This is a genomic window from Agrobacterium sp. 719_389 (assembly GCF_900188475.1).
Classification (GTDB): Bacteria; Pseudomonadota; Alphaproteobacteria; order Rhizobiales; family Rhizobiaceae; genus Agrobacterium; species Agrobacterium radiobacter.
In genome coordinates this window covers 317,601-333,409 of the sequence record NZ_FYEM01000003.1, presented here as the reverse complement: position 1 = coordinate 333,409, position 15,809 = coordinate 317,601, and the positions used below count along the sequence as shown (strand labels likewise).

13 protein-coding genes and 1 tRNA gene are annotated in these 15,809 nt (G+C 59.6%); all 14 read right to left on the bottom strand.

Features of this window, described 5'->3' with window-relative positions:
- Window positions 1–102: 102 nt before the first annotated feature.
- Window positions 103–1,029, bottom strand: a complete 927-nt coding sequence (locus CFB10_RS08560) for a carbohydrate kinase (protein ID WP_020011013.1) — start codon at window positions 1,027–1,029, stop codon at window positions 103–105.
- A 99-nt stretch (window positions 1,030–1,128) separates the two neighbouring features.
- Window positions 1,129–1,827, bottom strand: coding sequence for an orotate phosphoribosyltransferase (locus CFB10_RS08555; protein WP_003503621.1), 699 nt, complete (start codon window positions 1,825–1,827; stop codon window positions 1,129–1,131).
- Window positions 1,828–1,994: 167 nt separating this feature from the next.
- Window positions 1,995–3,032 carry a dihydroorotase gene (gene pyrC, locus CFB10_RS08550; protein ID WP_020011014.1) on the bottom strand — a complete coding sequence of 346 codons (1,038 nt, stop codon included), beginning with the start codon at window positions 3,030–3,032 and terminating at the stop codon, window positions 1,995–1,997.
- Between the two features lie 113 nt (window positions 3,033–3,145).
- Window positions 3,146–4,183: a 4-hydroxyproline epimerase gene (locus tag CFB10_RS08545; protein WP_003520015.1), complete on the bottom strand. Its 1,038-nt coding sequence runs from the start codon at window positions 4,181–4,183 to the stop codon at window positions 3,146–3,148.
- 126 nt (window positions 4,184–4,309) lie between these two features.
- Complete coding sequence (locus tag CFB10_RS08540; RefSeq protein WP_020011015.1) at window positions 4,310–5,632, bottom strand: alpha/beta hydrolase; 1,323 nt, start codon at window positions 5,630–5,632, stop codon at window positions 4,310–4,312.
- A 188-nt stretch (window positions 5,633–5,820) separates the two neighbouring features.
- Window positions 5,821–7,317 carry an acetyl-CoA hydrolase/transferase family protein gene (locus CFB10_RS08535; protein ID WP_026363793.1) on the bottom strand — a complete coding sequence of 499 codons (1,497 nt, stop codon included), beginning with the start codon at window positions 7,315–7,317 and terminating at the stop codon, window positions 5,821–5,823.
- Between the two features lie 290 nt (window positions 7,318–7,607).
- Window positions 7,608–8,408: a phosphodiesterase gene (locus CFB10_RS08530; RefSeq protein ID WP_020011017.1), complete on the bottom strand. Its 801-nt coding sequence runs from the start codon at window positions 8,406–8,408 to the stop codon at window positions 7,608–7,610.
- Between the two features lie 66 nt (window positions 8,409–8,474).
- Window positions 8,475–9,767, bottom strand: a complete 1,293-nt coding sequence (locus CFB10_RS08525) for an ABC transporter substrate-binding protein (protein WP_020011018.1) — start codon at window positions 9,765–9,767, stop codon at window positions 8,475–8,477.
- Window positions 9,768–9,809: 42 nt separating this feature from the next.
- Complete coding sequence (locus CFB10_RS08520; RefSeq protein ID WP_020011019.1) at window positions 9,810–10,631, bottom strand: carbohydrate ABC transporter permease; 822 nt, start codon at window positions 10,629–10,631, stop codon at window positions 9,810–9,812.
- Window positions 10,631–11,557 (bottom strand): carbohydrate ABC transporter permease, encoded by a 927-nt coding sequence (locus CFB10_RS08515; RefSeq protein WP_020011020.1) that lies wholly within the window; start codon window positions 11,555–11,557, stop codon window positions 10,631–10,633. Before CFB10_RS08515 ends, CFB10_RS08520 begins: the two co-directional genes overlap by 1 nt.
- Window positions 11,554–12,699: an ABC transporter ATP-binding protein gene (locus CFB10_RS08510; protein ID WP_020011021.1), complete on the bottom strand. Its 1,146-nt coding sequence runs from the start codon at window positions 12,697–12,699 to the stop codon at window positions 11,554–11,556. Before CFB10_RS08510 ends, CFB10_RS08515 begins: the two co-directional genes overlap by 4 nt.
- Before the next feature lie 216 nt (window positions 12,700–12,915).
- On the bottom strand, window positions 12,916–13,728 hold the full coding sequence (locus CFB10_RS08505) for a class I SAM-dependent methyltransferase (RefSeq protein WP_020011022.1): 813 nt from the start codon (window positions 13,726–13,728) through the stop codon (window positions 12,916–12,918).
- Window positions 13,729–13,912: 184 nt separating this feature from the next.
- Window positions 13,913–13,989: transfer RNA gene (locus CFB10_RS08500), tRNA-Arg, on the bottom strand.
- A 217-nt stretch (window positions 13,990–14,206) separates the two neighbouring features.
- Window positions 14,207–15,625 (bottom strand): ATP-binding protein, encoded by a 1,419-nt coding sequence (locus tag CFB10_RS08490; RefSeq protein ID WP_034501215.1) that lies wholly within the window; start codon window positions 15,623–15,625, stop codon window positions 14,207–14,209.
- Window positions 15,626–15,809: the final 184 nt, after the last annotated feature.

Here is a 15,809-nt window from a genome sequence, read left to right as displayed (position 1 = left end):
ACAGCGGACACAAGCTTCATAATATCGAAATAACGGTTTTTTACGGCTTTAGCGGCGGGAAGAGTGTTGAACCACCTGTTCAAAATGGTTCAACCGCGCCCATCACAAACCGATCTCATGCGCAAAGGGTGGATTCGCGCCGGCCCGCGAGACCGTGACCGCCGCAGCCTTCGCACCCAGCGCCAAAGCCTTCCTGATCTGCTCTTCCGTCAGCGAGGCAACCTGCGCCTTGGTCAGAAGGCCCTGCATTTTCAGCGAAGCGAGAATGCCGGCATCGAATGTATCGCCCGCACCGACCGTATCGACTACCTCTACCCGTTCGGACGCCACTTCCACCTTGAAATTGGCCGAATAACCAACGGCACCCTTGGCGCCCCGGGTAACCACGACGAGTTTTGCGCCATGATGCAACCAGTGGCGTGCGAGCGTCTCCTCGTCGCCTTCCACTCCGAACCATTCAAGGTCCTCGTCGGAGAATTTTACGATGTCAGACTTCGCCGCCATACGGAGGATGCGGGCCATATGCGCCTGCTTGTCCTTGATGAAACCGGGGCGGATATTCGGATCGAGCGAAATGACGCGGCTTTGGTGCTCGCGTACCAGCAGCGCCTCATAGGTACTGCCGCAGGGTTCCGGAATGAGGCTGATGGCGCCGAAATGCAGCGCCTCGCAATCCGCGCCAAGCGCCGGAAGATCGGCCTCGGTAATCATCCTGCCGGCGGTATTCTCGTCATAAAAAGCGTATGTGGCATGGCCATCGACGAGCTTGACGAAGGCGATCGTGGTCGGCCGCGAAAGCATTGCGCAATAGCTGAAATCCACATTGCTCGCCCGCAGGGTTGTCCGCAGGATATCGCCCATCATGTCGTCGGAAAGACCCGTGAAGAAGGCGGACGGGACGCCGAGACGCCCCAGCGCAATCGCCGTGTTGAAGACCGCTCCGCCTGCATAGGGGGCAAAACCAGCCTCGCCCAGCGTCGTCTGCCGGGGCAGCATGTCGATCAGGGCTTCACCACAACACAGGATCATTACGGTCCTCCTCAAACAGCAAATCAAATGGACTTAAATCGATTTAGACGAAGATCGATCGGAAGGCCAGCCGCAAAACCGGACTGGCCGCATCCGAAATCACGATTGCGGCAATTCGCTGACACCGCCGCGCTTTGCCGACCACGGCAGGGGGTTATCGAGGAAAGCCTCGACCTCGGACAGGGTCTCTTCGTCAAACAGTTTTTCGGCGCGGGCGACCGCCAGAACATCGCGCCAGGTCGTCAGGTAATGCAGCTTGACATTGCCGTTGGCGAAGCGCGCTTCGGCCTCTTCGAAGATGCCGTAATAGAAGAGCGCGATGCCGTGGTCGACGATACCGCCCGCCGCACGGATGGCGTCGATGAAGGTGAACATCGAGCCGCCGGCCGTCGTCAGATCCTCAATGACGAGAACCCGTGCGCCTTCAGGCATATGGCCTTCGATCTGGGCGTTGCGGCCATGGCCTTTCGGCTTCTTGCGGCAATAGATCATCGGCAGGCCAAGGCGCTCAGCAAGGAAAGCCGCGAAAGGAATGCCCGCCGTTTCACCGCCCGCGACACAGTCAAATTTCTCGAAACCGGCCTCGCGCATGACAGCCGCCGCCGCAAAATCCATTGCCGCCGAGCGGATGCGCGGGAAGGAGATGAGCTTGCGCATATCGATGTAAACCGGGCTCTTCATGCCCGAAGCGAAGGTGTAGGGGCTTTCGGAATTAAAATGGACCGCCTTGATTTCCCACAACATCTTCGCAACCAGTTCCGCAACGACGGTGCGGTCAGTGAATGTGAAATGGTTCATAGGCGTTCTCCTTTTTCGGCCTTGGTTTATCGCTCCGAAAACCCGGATCGGTTTTCGGAAAGCACAACATCTCGGTTCAGCATTGCAGGCATCCGCAGGCGGCGCCGAAGGGCGAATGCCTGGGGACCATAACAAAACCGCCGGCAGTGCCGGCGGTCATAAAAAAATCAGCTTACATCCCAATGGAGCGGGAACATCGGGTCGAACACGGTCACCGGCCCGGCGCCCGTTTCGATCTTGGCGGGAAACGACACCGCTTCCCCGCGCTTGACCAGCGTGATCGTCTCCTCGTTCGGCGCAAGACCATACCAGGCTGGGCCGTTGAGCGAAGCGAAGGCTTCCAGTTTATCGAGGGCGTTTTCATCCTCGAAGACATGGGCAAGGCAGCTCATGGTATTGATCGAGGTGTAAATGCCGGCGCAGCCGCAGGCGCATTCCTTCAGCGGGTCCACATGCGGGGCGGAATCCGTGCCGAGGAAGAAGCGGGCGTCGCCCGAAGTCGCAGCAGCCCGCAGCGCCAGCCGGTGCTCCTCGCGCTTGGCGACGGGCAGGCAATAATAATGCGGCTTGATACCGCCGACCAGAATGGCGTTACGATTGATGATGAGGTGGTGCGTGGTGATGGAGCCGGCCAGATTGGACTTGGACGACTTGATGTAGTCCACGCCGTCGCGGGTGGTGATGTGCTCCATGGTCACCTTCAACTCTGGCAGACGCTGGCGCAGGGGTTCCAGAACCGTATCGATGAAGGCTTTCTCGCGATCGAAAATATCGACCTCCGGCGTCGTCACCTCGCCATGCACGCAGAGCGGCAGACCGATCTTCGCCATGCGCTCCAGAACCGGCATGGCCTTGTTGAAATCGCGCACACCGCCGTGGGAGTTGGTGGTCGCGCCAGCCGGGTAGAGCTTTACGGCGGTGATGAGGCCGCTTTTTTTGCCCTCTTCCACATCGTCGGCCTGCGTGTCCTCCGTCAGATAGAGGGTCATCAGCGGCTCGAAACGATCGCCTGCCGGAATGGCCCTGACAATGCGTTCGCGATAGGCGCGGGCATCGGCCGTGGTGACGACCGGCGGCACCAGGTTCGGCATGATGATGGCGCGGGCGAAATGGCGGCTCGTATCCCCGATCACTCCTTCCAGCATTGCCCCGTCACGCAGGTGCAGGTGCCAGTCATCAGGGCGGCGCAGGGTGAGCGACTTCATCGGGATACCTCGGAGTATGACGGAATTGGCGCCCGCTTATCATCTTTTGCCACGGGAAAACAGCCGCCAAAGTCCATCGAGCGGCTGTAAATGTCATTTTTTTGAGACATGCCTCAGATGTTGCCCGCTTCCGGCCCCCAGACATCGGTCATGGCGAAACCATCCGCCAGGGGGTCGAAGGGATCGAGGCCGACCTGATGCAGCCCGAAGGTGAAGCCGCGCCCGGCGATGGTGGGAATGACGGCCGGGCGGCCCGCCACCTCGGTGACGGCGGAAAGGCCGACATCGAATTCCGAACCGATGATCGAGCGGGATTTATATTCATCTCCCACCTTCACCTTGCCGCGCGCATAAAGCGTGGCAAGATTGGCGGAGTTGCCGGTGCCGCAGGGCGAGCGATCCGCCCGGCCCGGCCACATGGTGGTGCAGGTGCGGATGGAACCGTCCGCATCCACATCCCGGAACATCACATAGGCGACGCCTGAGATGGCCGGGATTTCCGGATGGACGACGGTCATTTCGCGGTTGACCAAATCTTTCAGGATCATGCCCGCCGAGACCAGCTTTGCGGCATTGGCCTTTTCGATCGTGAGGCCGATCTGGCGGACATCGACCAGCGCATAAAAAATGCCGCCATAGGAGATATCCATCGTCACCCTGCCCCATTCCGGCGTGTCGATGCTGACATCCAGCTCGTGCACGAAGGACGGCACCATGGTCAGCTTGACCTTTTCGCAACGACCGTCCCGGCAGGTGGCCGTGGCCTTTACCAGACCGGCAGCCGTTTCCAGAATGATGACGGTTTCCGGTTCCTGCATTTCCACCATGCCGCTTTCCAGCAGCGCTGTCGTTGCGCAGATGGAATTCGAGCCCGAGCTGGCATGCGCCTGATCCGGCTGGAGAATGACGAAAGCCGCATGCGCATCCGGATGTTTCGGCGGCAGGAGAAGATTGACCGAGCCCATGGGCGTGCCGCGCGGCTCCAGCGTCAGAAAGCGGCGCAACGCCTCACCCTGCGGATCGGTATTCATCCAGTGAAGCTGTTCGGCCACGGTATTGCCGGGAATTTTCGGCGCGCCGCCAGTGACGACACGACCGATTTCGCCTTCGCAATGGACATCGAGAAGCTGGAGGGTGCGTTTCCAACGCATGGGTCTTACTCCGGAAGTGGGGTTATTAACCGGACCATACAGATAAAAATACAAGCTGTATACAAATCTGCGAGAATGTGATGACAAAAACGCTTAGCGTTTCCGCGCCCTTTCTCGCATCGTAGCTTAGCGGTTACGGCATTCCGCCCGGTTTCGGTTGGCAGCAGCATCGCAGTTCACCCTTGACGATTGAAGCGCCTGATCGTCCACTACGGAGCTGGCCGTATCCCCCACCGATCCGACCGTGTTTTCCATGGAGCGGCCCAGTCGTTCCACCTGCCTGCCATAATTTTCCCGCGTGCGAGGATCGAAGACTGCAATCGGTGCGCTGACCACCACGCTGGCCGCCGTTCCAACGGTCTGCGCAGCACCAATGCTGACAGCGCCAAGAGCTTCGCCGAGACCGACGTCGGAATCCGTTACCGTCTGCCCGGCGATAAGGCGGTCGCCAATCAGACGCACGACCTCGGGGCTCTCGGCAAATTTGCCATGGTTCAGACGATCGCCGGATTGCAGCTTGGTGAGATCGAGAACGGTGATACCGGCTTTTTCAAGCTCGCTGCGATAGGGCTCGACGGATGGGTCGATCTGGCCGAGACGGTCGACATTGCCGGAAATGCGGCGCGACAGGCTGAGCGCGCGGTCATCCTGCGAAACGAAAAGTGTGAATTTCGGCGGGGTTTTGCCGAGGCTTGCGAATTGCCGGCTGAACACGTCCACATCAAGATCCGGCGCCGCGAGGATGACATTACCGATCTTCGGATCGACACGGCCATTGCGGATGGCCATCTGGCGCAGCGCCTCCACTGCAAGCCAGGTGCCCATGGAATGGGCCATGACCGTGACCTCGCCGATGGACCTGTCCTTGGCGAGGCGGGTTAGCATCTCCTCCAGCGCATCGCGCGAGTAGTTGGTGCTTTCCTTGTCGTAGTTATAGTCAAAGATGCTCGCTCGCGACGGCCAGGTGAAGACGACGGGCACGACGTCAGTGCCGGAATCATGGACGATCTGCGCGAAACGATAAACGGATTCCTCGTACCGGTTGTTGAAACCGTGAACGAAGACCAGCACCCGCCGGTCCTTCTGGATATGTCTGCCGATCCAGCTTCTGGTCTCGGCTTCCGAGCGAATGGGCTCCACCGCCACCGTGGTGAAATCCTTCAGCGGATTCGGCGGCAGCTTCTTCGGCCATTGCACCTGCCCGACCTTGCGGTTGGCGTTGGGCGGAATGGAAACCGTCACCGCATCCACCTTCAGACCCGTTCCACGCTCGCCGCCAAAAAGCACGGCGGCGTTTTCCGATGGCGCGCGGGTGGTGGCGACGAGAAGATTGACCGGCGTGGTTCCCGCCACGGTCTGCCCCGTCGGCGTCATGACCCCGATCGGACGCCCCCCGCAACCGGCGAGCAGGGCGACAATGGCGATTATGGCCACGAAGCGAATGGGCATCACATCACTCTCCTACAACCCAGAGGCAGCCGGAAAGCAGCCGGGGGAGAGGATTTTCTACCGGAGGCGGAACCGCCACGCCAGCAACCTGACCCAAGAGCGGACAATTTCCGCCCCGGTGTGTCCAAACAGACCCAATTGTATGGCGGTTGAGCCGGCGGCGGGGGCGCCTTTAAAAAAACGCAGGCCTATTTCTGCGGCAGCATCGTGCCCCTTTCGCGCAGAGCCTCATGCCAGGATAGCGCCTCTTCGATGAGATGCGGCGTGTGCCCGCCCCGCGCCACCGCGCGCTGATAATAATCCGTCAGCGCATCCCGGTAATGGGGGTGCACGCAATTCGCGATGATAACCGCCGCACGCTCGCGAGGTGCGAGACCGCGCAGATCGGCAAGCCCGGTCTCGGTGACGAGGATATCGACATCATGTTCGGTATGATCGACATGGCTCACCATCGGTACGACACTGGAAATTGCCCCGCCCTTGGCGATCGATTTGGTGACGAAGATGGACATATAGGCGTTGCGGGCGAAATCCCCCGAACCGCCGATGCCGTTCATCATGTGCGTTCCGCCGACATGTGTGGAATTGACGTTTCCGTAAATATCGAACTCCAGCGCCGTGTTGATACCGATAATGCCAAGGCGGCGGATGACTTCCGGGTGATTGCTGACCTCCTGCGGGCGCAGGATCAACCTGCTCTTGTACTCCGCCAGTCGCGGCATCACTTGCTCGTTCATGGCGGAAGACAGGGTAATCGACGAACCCGAGGCGAAGGTCAGCTTGCCCGCATCAAACAGTTCGAAAGTCGAATCCTGCAGGACCTCCGAATACATTTTGAGATCGTGAAACGGCGTATCAATGAAACCATGCATGACAGCATTGGCAATGGTGCCGATACCGGCCTGAAGCGGCTGGAGTTCATGGGTCATGCGGCCGTGACGCACCTCGTTCAACAGGAACTCGGTGAGATGGCCTGCAATGGCCTTGGTCTCGTCATCCGGCGGCAGCACGGTTGAAAAACTGTCGCTCTTGTCACTCAGCACGATGGCCGCGATCTTTTCCGGCGGCACCGGGATGAAGGGCAGGCCGACACGACTATCCGTTGCCACCACCGGAATGGGCATGCGGGTCGGGCGCTTGGCGGGAATAAAGATATCATGCAGCCCCTCCAGCACCTCGGGCTGCGACAAGTTGATTTCGACGATGACCTTGTCAGCCAGAATCGCGAAGCTCGCGGAATTGCCGACTGAGGTGGTGGGAATAATGCCGCCTTCCGCCGTGATTGCCACCGCCTCGACAATTGCGATATCGACACCGTGGATCTGGCCGCCGCGCAATTGCTCGACCGTTTCGGACAAATGCTGATCGATGAACATCACCTTGCCGTCATTGATCGCCCTGCGCAAAGCCGGATCGGACTGAAACGGCATGCGGCGCGCCAGCATGCCCGCTTCGACCATGGTCTTGTCGAGATCGTTGCCCAGCGATGCGCCGGTCATCAGGGTGATTTTCATGGGGATCGTCTTGGCGCGTTCGGCCAGCGCCAGCGGCACGGCCTTCGCTTCGCCGGCCCGCGTGAAGCCGCTCATGCCGACCGTCATGCCGTCCTGAATGAGGCTGGCGGCCTCTTCGGCGCTGACGATCCTGTTCAAGAGGGACGCGTTGCGGATACGCTTTTCAAGCATGCACTTCTCCATGATCTGTCATCACGATGGCACGGCATTCTGTTGGCCACCTCTCGGCGACTATGGCGTGCAGTTTCATCGATGAAACTGACATAGATCAAGGGTGTGCACGGAACCATGGCTCTCGCGCATCAAATCCGTTCAACAAACCTCAAGTGACGCATCGGCGCGACAGGCTGCGGGGTCTTCTCACCACCGCAGCCTTGTAATTGGCAAAAAACCCTCCATCAGCACTGGCAACAGGCGGCGAGGCGGAGATCATCTCTCTGCAACACGGAAATTGTCCGGTGTCAGGGGCCTTCGCAGACAGGCGCCTGACCGAGCACGACCTGCCCCACCTCCGCATCATAGGCACGCAGACCGAATGCGCCGAGGCTTATGACCCGGTAACAGGGATTGCCGCCCGTCCACAGCGGATCGACAACATCGATATCGGTAATGAAACGGTGCGCGCAGGCCTGACCGGAGCTGTAAGCTATGCCTTCCGCCGTCGTGCCCGCCATCGGTACATGGATATGGCCAAAAATGATGTGACGTATACCGGCCGGATGGGCGGAGAGGCGGCGCATGACAGCACCGTCATCATGCATGCCGATATGTTCGAAATGGCGGATGCCGCAATCCATCGGCGGGTGGTGAATGAAAACCGTCACCGGAAGATCGCTCGGGTTTTCCAGCGCACTCTCCAGCCATGCCAGACGATCCGCACCATACATGCCGCCTATGACATCAGCTTCGTGGCTGTCGAGAAACAGCAAACGACCAAAATCCGTATCGATGAAGGACTGGATATAACCATTATCGTCGCGCGGCTGCTCGGGAAAGGCGGCCACGAATTCCGGTCGGCGGTCGTGATTTCCGAGCATCAGCCTCACCGGCATGGAGACCGGCGTGAGGATGTCGCGCAGCAGCTCATAGGCTTCCGGCTCGCCGTAATTACAAAGATCACCCGTCATGACAAGAAGATCGGCGTCGGCGTGTTTTTCGACAATATCGGCCACCGCCGCGCGCAGCTGCTTTTCCGGGTCCACGCCGTTTACAGCAATGCCGGGCGGTACGAGATGGCTATCGGTAATCTGGATGATCTTCATGACAAGTCTTTCTGCGCAAAACGGCTGCGGGAACGGATTTCCCCGCAGCCTCTTTCATGGCTCTGCTTATTTCAGCAGGGCGTTGGTCTGCTCGACGATCTGCTTGAGACCGGCTTCCGGCGTCACCTCGCCGCGCATGACGGTGCCGATGATGTCGCGCTGCGTGCGCCAGATGCGAACGGAATCGCCACCCGGATAACCTGCCCAGGGCAGAGAACGGTCAGCCTGAAGCGACGCGGTCTTCACATTCGGGTTCTCGACATAATAGGGAGCGAGGAAGTCCGGGCCGGTTGCCAGCTTGTTGGTCGGCAGGTAACCGGTGATGCGAACAATGGTGTTCTGCGCTTCCGGACCGGTGATCCACTTCAGGTACTTCCAGGCAGCATCCTGCTTGGCCTTTTCCTGCGTCAGGATAACGGCAGAGTTGCCGCCGGTCGGCACGCCACCCTTTTCCTTGTTGTCGAGCGGGAAGGTCGCCGTCTTCAGTTTGAAGCGGTCGCCGACCAGACCCTGGATCGTCTGAACGTGGGCGGGCGTCGAGAAGATGAAGCCGGTGAGGCCTGCACCGAACTGCTGGCGAGACTGATCCCAGTCGAGCAGGTTCTGGCCGCCTTCGGTGACGAACTGACGGGTCATCTTCAGGGCGTTGAGGCCGATCTCGTTGTCGAAGCCAACTGTCTTGGCCGTCTCGTCAACGAGCTTGCCGCCCTGTTCGACGATGAGCGCCTGCCACAACCAGTCATCCGGCCAGCCGTTGATGTCGTAGCTCATGCCGGCGAACTTGGGGTCGAGAGCCTTGATCTTCTTTGCAAGAGCAATGAGCTCGGCAAAGGTCGTCGGCATCTTGTCCGGATCACCGCCAGCCTTGGTGACGAGGTCGGAGTTGATGTAGATGATCGGCGAGGAGGCGTTGACCGGCAGGCCGTACTGCTTACCGTCGATCTGGCCGAGTGCGGCCATCTTGGGGCTGTAGTTCTTGTCAAGGAAGGCCTGGCCGCCTTCAGCCTGAATGAACGGGCCGAGATCCGTGATCTGGTTGCGCGGTGCAAGCGTGTGAACGAGTTCCGCCGTCAGGTTGTAACCCGAGAAATAAACGTCAGGCAGATTGCCAGTGACGGCAGAGCGCAGAACCTGCTGCTGGCCTTCATTGTAACCGGCGGCCGGAGCGAGGAAGTTGATCTTCACATCAGGGTTCTTCTTCATGAATTCATCGGCCAGCGGCTGATGAAACTTGGTGAAGCCCGGCAGGTTGTAGAGAACGTTGAGCGTGATTTCATTGGCCAGAACCGGCTGAGCGAGGCCCGCAAAAGCCATGCCGAGAGCCAGACCGCCCATCACAGCGCGTCGGTTGAGTTTCATGTCAGTCTCCAGAGAGGTTGGGAGGAGGAAGTCTGAACGGCGTCACTTGACGCCGGTCATGGTAATACCGGCGATGAAGTGCCGTCGTGCGAGGAGGAAGCACAGCACCATCGGCGCGGTAATCAGTGTGGCGCCCGCCATCAGCGCACCATAATTCGCGCCGGATTCGACATCCGCGAAAAGCATCATGCCAAGCGGCGGCGGGGCGAGATTGGTGTCGGAGACCACGATCATCGGCCAATACAGGTCGTTCCAGTGGGCAACGAGCGAGAAGATCGAGAAGGCGGCAAGCGATGGCAACGACCCGCGAAGGACCAGTCCCCAGCAAATCTCCATTTCCGAGAACCCGTCCATGCGGGCAGCCTCGATGATTTCATTCGGATAGCTGCGGAAGGACTGGTTGAACAGGAAGATGGCGAAGACCGAAAGGAAGAACGGCATCATCATCGCGAAATAGGTATTCAGAAGTTCCGTCTTGGCCAGACCGACGAAAAGCGGCAATGCAAGCGCCTGAATGGGAACGCAGAGCGCCGCAATAACGAGGCCCAGCAGCAGCTTGCGGCCCGGGAACCGGAGCTTTGCCAGCGCATAGGCAGCCGGAACCGATGTCAGCACCTGCACGACGAGAATGCCGACGCAGACGATGACGCCGTTCAGCATGAAACGCGCCATCGGCACCTGACCCGCCGCCCGGGCGTAATTATCGACAGCGTCGAATTTTTGCGGGATCGGCCAGAGCGAGACATCGAATATTTCCGCCGGCGAGCGGATCGAAGTCAGCACCATCCAGTAGAACGGCAGGAGCATCACGAAAGCGCCAACGGCAAGCACGAGATGCGGGAAATATTTGCGCAATGCGGCCATCAGTAATGCACCTTCCGGTCCATATGCAGCGTCTGGCCGATAGACAGGACCAGCACGATCGCGAGGAAGATAATCGTCAGCGCGGCGGCATAACCGGTGTTGGAATATTCGAAACCTTCGAGATAGAGGTCGAACAGCAGCGTTTCGGAACCGAAACGGCCCTTGGTCAGTACAGCGACCGTCTCGAACACCTTGAAGGCCGAGATGGAGGTGGTGACCACCACGAACATCGTCGTCGGTCCGAGCATCGGCCATGTCACCGTCAGGAACCGGTCGATGGGGTTCTTGGCGCCATCCAGCCGCGCCGCCTCGTGCAAATCCTTCGAAATGGCCGTGAGGCCGGCAAGGAACAGCACCATGTTGAATCCGAGGATCTGCCAGACGCCCATCAGCGCCATGGTGGGAATGAGGAGGACGGGATTGGAGAGGAAGGCGACGGGCTCGAAGCCCAGCCATTTGATCGCCGCATTCACCGGACCAAGCGAAGGGTGCAGCAGGAACTGCCACACGGTCGCCATGGCGACGAGTGTTGCTGTGACGGGGAGAAAATAAGCCACTTCCCAGAAAGCGCGGCTGCGCTTGCGGTTATATACGAGCAAAGCCACGCCGAGCGCCAGAAAGACGCCGAAGGGAATAACGATGAGCGCATAGATGGCGGTATTGGCCAGGGCGCGCAGGAAAACCGGATCCTGAAACGCCTTGATGAAGTTTCCAAGACCGACAAAACGCGTGGAAAGCGCACCCAGCTGATAATCGGTGACGGAAAAACCTGCCAGAACAAGCATCGGCACAATATAGATCGCCAGAAGCAGCAGGCTTGCGGGGGCTGCGAACATCAGGCCGCGCCAGATCATCCGCCGGTCCGCCTTCGACAGCCGCGGGCGAGCCTTCGCCCGTGCAGCCGAGGAGAAATCAACCGCCGTCATGCCGGCACCCGTTCGCGCACCGTCACCTTGCGACGCTGCCCATCGGCCGCGAAGAGATGCGCGCGTTCCGGCGCAAAGCCGAGATTCATGACGCCATTCGCATCGGCACCCAGCGCCTCCCCCGCGACTTGACGCAGGGTGATGGCGACGTTCTCGTCGCTCAGCAGGCGGCAGCTCACGAAACGATCGGCGCCGTGGGTTTCACTGCGCACCACGCGCACGGCAAAACCCTCTTCGCCCGGACGCAAGTCTTCGGCACGAAGGCCGAGCGTCGCCGGGCCGGCATCGCGGCCGGCACCTTCAATGCCGAGATCGCGCCCAAAAGCCGTGATCTTGCCCTGCGCATCGATTTCGACCGGCAGCAGGTTGATCGAAGGCGTGCCGATAAAACGCGCGACCGTCAGCGTCGCGGGCTTGCGGTAAAGCTCGTCCGGCGTGCCCAGCTGCTCGATGCGGCCTTCCGACATCAGGGCGATGCGGTCGGACATGGTCATGGCTTCGATCTGGTCATGGGTGACGTAGATGAAGGTTGCCCCAAGCCTGCGGTGCAGGCCCGCCAGTTCCTCACGCATATGCGCGCGAAGTTTCGCATCGAGGTTGGAGAGCGGCTCATCCATCAGGAAGGCTGCAGGCGAACGCACCAGCGCCCGGGCGAGCGCCACACGCTGACGCTGGCCGCCGGAAAGCTGCGCCGGCTTGCGATCCAGCAGATGCGCGATCTGCAGGGTCTCGGCCGCCTGTTCGACGGCGGCATCGATCTGCTTCAATGTTTCAGCGGGCGCCGCAAAACGTCCGATCAGCGGCAGGCGTGCAGCAAAAGGCAGGCGTCGCATCCTGAGCGGCGTCGCGATGTTCTGGCGCACGCTCATATGCGGATAAAGGGCGTAGGACTGGAAAACCATCGCCAGATTGCGATCGCTCGGATCAATCTCCGTCACATCCTGTTCGCCGATCGAAACCGAACCGCGATCCGGCGTTTCCAGGCCCGCAATGATACGCAACAGCGTGGACTTGCCGCAGCCCGACATGCCAACGAGGGACAAAAACTCGCCTGGACGGATTGAGAGATCGATCTCTTTCAGAACATCGTCAGCCCCGAAGCCTTTGCCAATGCCCGAAAGTTCAAGTGATTGTGGCGTCATTCTGCGCTCCTTTTCTGGAGCGCATATGCTTTTATTGTATGACAATATGACGAAGGTTCGGGGAAAGTTCGATGACACTCGAAAGCCCGGAAATCTCGGGTAATCGGAAAACCTTGCTGTATAGGCCTCTACCCAAACCACTAATATTGAGGGGGGCATTACAGAATATTCCCGGCGCTTATTCATGGACTGGGAAACCAGCCTTAAGGCGCCGATTTATACGGCGGCGAGAATCACATGCGCCTGAATTTTGGCGGCAACCTCACCGCCGCCATGACGCGTTTCAATGGCCGTGGTGACATAATCCGTCGCGGCATCCAGCTTTCCGGGAGCCCTTGCCTCGATCTCCGTCCGCAGAACGGTTCCCTGACAATAAGCGATCGCTGGAATACGCGGCGAAGAGGCGCGGCTTTGCGCCGCCACCGTCTCGATCGTCACGCGGGAAAACCCGGCATCCTCCAGTTCGCGGCGGATCACGGCCACATCATGATAACCATGCGGGGTACGGACCATGAAGCGCGGCGGATCATGGGGGAACAGGCGCGCCAGGGCGTTCGTCACATCATTCGCGAAGTGGTTTTCCTCGATGCGATCCCAGACGTTGAATAAATAATGCCCACCGGGCTTCAGCACCCGCTTTGCCTCTCGATAGGCCGACAGGCGATCACCGAAAAACATCGCACCGAACTGGCAGAAGACGAGGTCGAAAACAGCGCTTTCAAAAGGCAGCGTCTGGGCGTCCGCATGTTGCCATTTTATGCGGTGATCCGGCGCCTGCCGCGACGCGGCGAAATCGAGCATCGGCCGATTGAGGTCGGTCACCACATAGTTTGCGGCAGGCAATAATCGGGGAGCCAGTTCTCGCGTGACGACACCGGTTCCCGCAGCGACCTCCAGAATATCAATCGGCATCAGGGCCGCCGCCCGTCGCGCCAGATCAGCGGCGAACGGCGCAAAAATCAACGGCACCATATAGCGGTCGTAATTTTCCGGAATCGAACCCGCAAATACCTTGTCCGCTTCCAACATGGCTTTCACCCCGGGCCATCGATGACCGGATGATTTTAACATATATTCGGAAGGTTCGGAATTCCTTCGGTCCTGCCGGGTGTCGCAGCGGCCGAAGCATCTGGCGGAACGGATTTACCGTTTCAAGCCACATGGCAAGCGAGAAACATCGCGTGTTTCAGGACCTGTTTTTTAGGAAAGAAAATGGCGCACCCGAAGAGATTCGAACTCCTGACCCCCAGATTCGTAGTCTGGTGCTCTATCCAGCTGAGCTACGGGTGCGTGCCGTTCCGGTCGTTTCCGGTGGCGTGGCGATCCTCTAAAACGTCCTCATTCCGAATGCAAGCGATTTCGTTTGGAAATTGTCATTTTTCCGCAGCAATTCCTTTATCTTGTTGATTATATTGAAAATTCCATGCGTCTCATTTTCCACGGGCCTGAGACCATGTCCATTCCGGCGGAGATAATGATTTCACGGGCCTGCTGCGGTGCGGGTTTTTCAGGCGGTTCTGGCGGCCTGCACGGAGGTGGCGCGGTCGGCGATTTCAATGCGGAACTGCGTGCCGGGACCGGGCTTTTCGACGAGCGCGATGGTGCCGCCATGAGCAAGCACCAGTTCGCGGGCAATGACCAGCCCGAGGCCCGTGCCGCCGGAGCGGGCAGACCCCCTGAAAGCGGAAAACAGGTTTTCCTTGGCCTTGCGCGGCATTCCCGGCCCATTGTCGTCGATGACGATGCTGACGACGCTGCCGGCTCTCTGGGCAAGGATGGAAAGGTGTCTCGGCGCGGCATTCGTGGCATCGGATTGCAGAGCCTGGACGGCATTGCGACAGAGATTATGGATGACCCGGAAAAGCTGTTCGGAATCCGCATCGATCGTGAGATCCGGGGGGACGCTGTCGTGAAACTCGATACCGCTGTCGGGATCGAGCGCCAGAATGTCGCGCACATCCCGCACCAGAAGGCTCAACTGCACCATCTTGCGTTTCGGCGCGCCTTCGGTCGCCTGGCCATAGGCCAGAACCTCGCCCGTATAGGCCACGGCACGGTCGATGGTGCGCAGAAGCTTCGGCGCGAAGCTCCTGACCATCGGGTCCTTGGCATCCACAAGCCGGTCGGACATCAGCTGCGCGGAGGAGAGGATGTTGCGCATGTCATGGTTGATCTTCGACACCGCAAGGCCGAGATCCACGAGGTTCTTCTGCTGGCGCAGGGTTTTCTGCAGTTCGGTCTGCATATCCGCAAGGTGGCGGCCGGCAACCGACAGTTCGTCCGTCCCCTCCTCGGGCACGAAAATCCGCTCGGGATTACCCGGATCCTCGGAGAAATTCTGCATGCCGAGCGTCAGCCGACGTATCGGCCGGATCATGATGCGGTTGATGGAGATGAATATCAGGCCGGCCGTGATCAGCGACAGGACGATGGAAATCAGGAAAACGTTGCGGGCATAGGCAAGCATCGCCGCCCGCAGCTTGTTTTCGCCCAGCACCAGTTCGATGATGGTATCGCTGTCGCCCACCACATCGAAAACGCGGATGACACGGTTGCCGCCAAACAGCAGGGTGGAGAAGGCATCCCGCACCGCCGCCACCTGCGAAACATCGGAAAGATCATATTGCTCGTCGACACCGGGCGGTGTTTCCGCCACGGCAAGCAGGCGCGAGGTGCCGTCCTTTCGCAACGCGATAAGCTTCGCCCCGGTTGCCATCAGCGTGTCGTTCTGCACGCTTCGCGGCAGTTCGGCCTGCAAGCCATCAATCACCGCGCCGGCGGCGGCGGCCGTATTCAGACGGTCCCGCAGCCAGGAAAGACGCATATTGGCGACGGAAGGCACGAAGATCAGCACTTCGGCGATCATCACGAAAATGACCGTGAGCAGCAGCAGCCGCCCGGAAAGACCGGCGGTCAATCCCGGCATGCAGTGCACCGGATCGTCTTGCGTGCGGTCCAAGCTGTCTACGCCTTTAGAAAACACCGGGCCATGATCCTGTATGCGCGCCGCTGCTTGCGTGGAACGGCTCGGTTTATATGCAGCGACGATAATAGGACCTAATGGATATTTTTCCAATGCGCTGCAAAACAAACGTTTTCATTGCCGGAAA

Coding starts and splice junctions, on each gene's coding strand:
- CFB10_RS08560 (WP_020011013.1), bottom strand. CDS start 1,029: ATGATCCTGTGTTGTGGTGAAGCCCTGATCGACATGCTGCCCCGGCAG.
- CFB10_RS08555 (WP_003503621.1), bottom strand. CDS start 1,827: ATGAACCATTTCACATTCACTGACCGCACCGTCGTTGCGGAACTGGTT.
- pyrC (WP_020011014.1), bottom strand. CDS start 3,032: ATGAAGTCGCTCACCCTGCGCCGCCCTGATGACTGGCACCTGCACCTG.
- CFB10_RS08545 (WP_003520015.1), bottom strand. CDS start 4,183: ATGCGTTGGAAACGCACCCTCCAGCTTCTCGATGTCCATTGCGAAGGC.
- CFB10_RS08540 (WP_020011015.1), bottom strand. CDS start 5,632: ATGCCCATTCGCTTCGTGGCCATAATCGCCATTGTCGCCCTGCTCGCC.
- CFB10_RS08535 (WP_026363793.1), bottom strand. CDS start 7,317: ATGCTTGAAAAGCGTATCCGCAACGCGTCCCTCTTGAACAGGATCGTC.
- CFB10_RS08530 (WP_020011017.1), bottom strand. CDS start 8,408: ATGAAGATCATCCAGATTACCGATAGCCATCTCGTACCGCCCGGCATT.
- CFB10_RS08525 (WP_020011018.1), bottom strand. CDS start 9,767: ATGAAACTCAACCGACGCGCTGTGATGGGCGGTCTGGCTCTCGGCATG.
- CFB10_RS08520 (WP_020011019.1), bottom strand. CDS start 10,631: ATGGCCGCATTGCGCAAATATTTCCCGCATCTCGTGCTTGCCGTTGGC.
- CFB10_RS08515 (WP_020011020.1), bottom strand. CDS start 11,557: ATGACGGCGGTTGATTTCTCCTCGGCTGCACGGGCGAAGGCTCGCCCG.
- CFB10_RS08510 (WP_020011021.1), bottom strand. CDS start 12,699: ATGACGCCACAATCACTTGAACTTTCGGGCATTGGCAAAGGCTTCGGG.
- CFB10_RS08505 (WP_020011022.1), bottom strand. CDS start 13,728: ATGTTGGAAGCGGACAAGGTATTTGCGGGTTCGATTCCGGAAAATTAC.
- CFB10_RS08490 (WP_034501215.1), bottom strand. CDS start 15,625: ATGCCGGGATTGACCGCCGGTCTTTCCGGGCGGCTGCTGCTGCTCACG.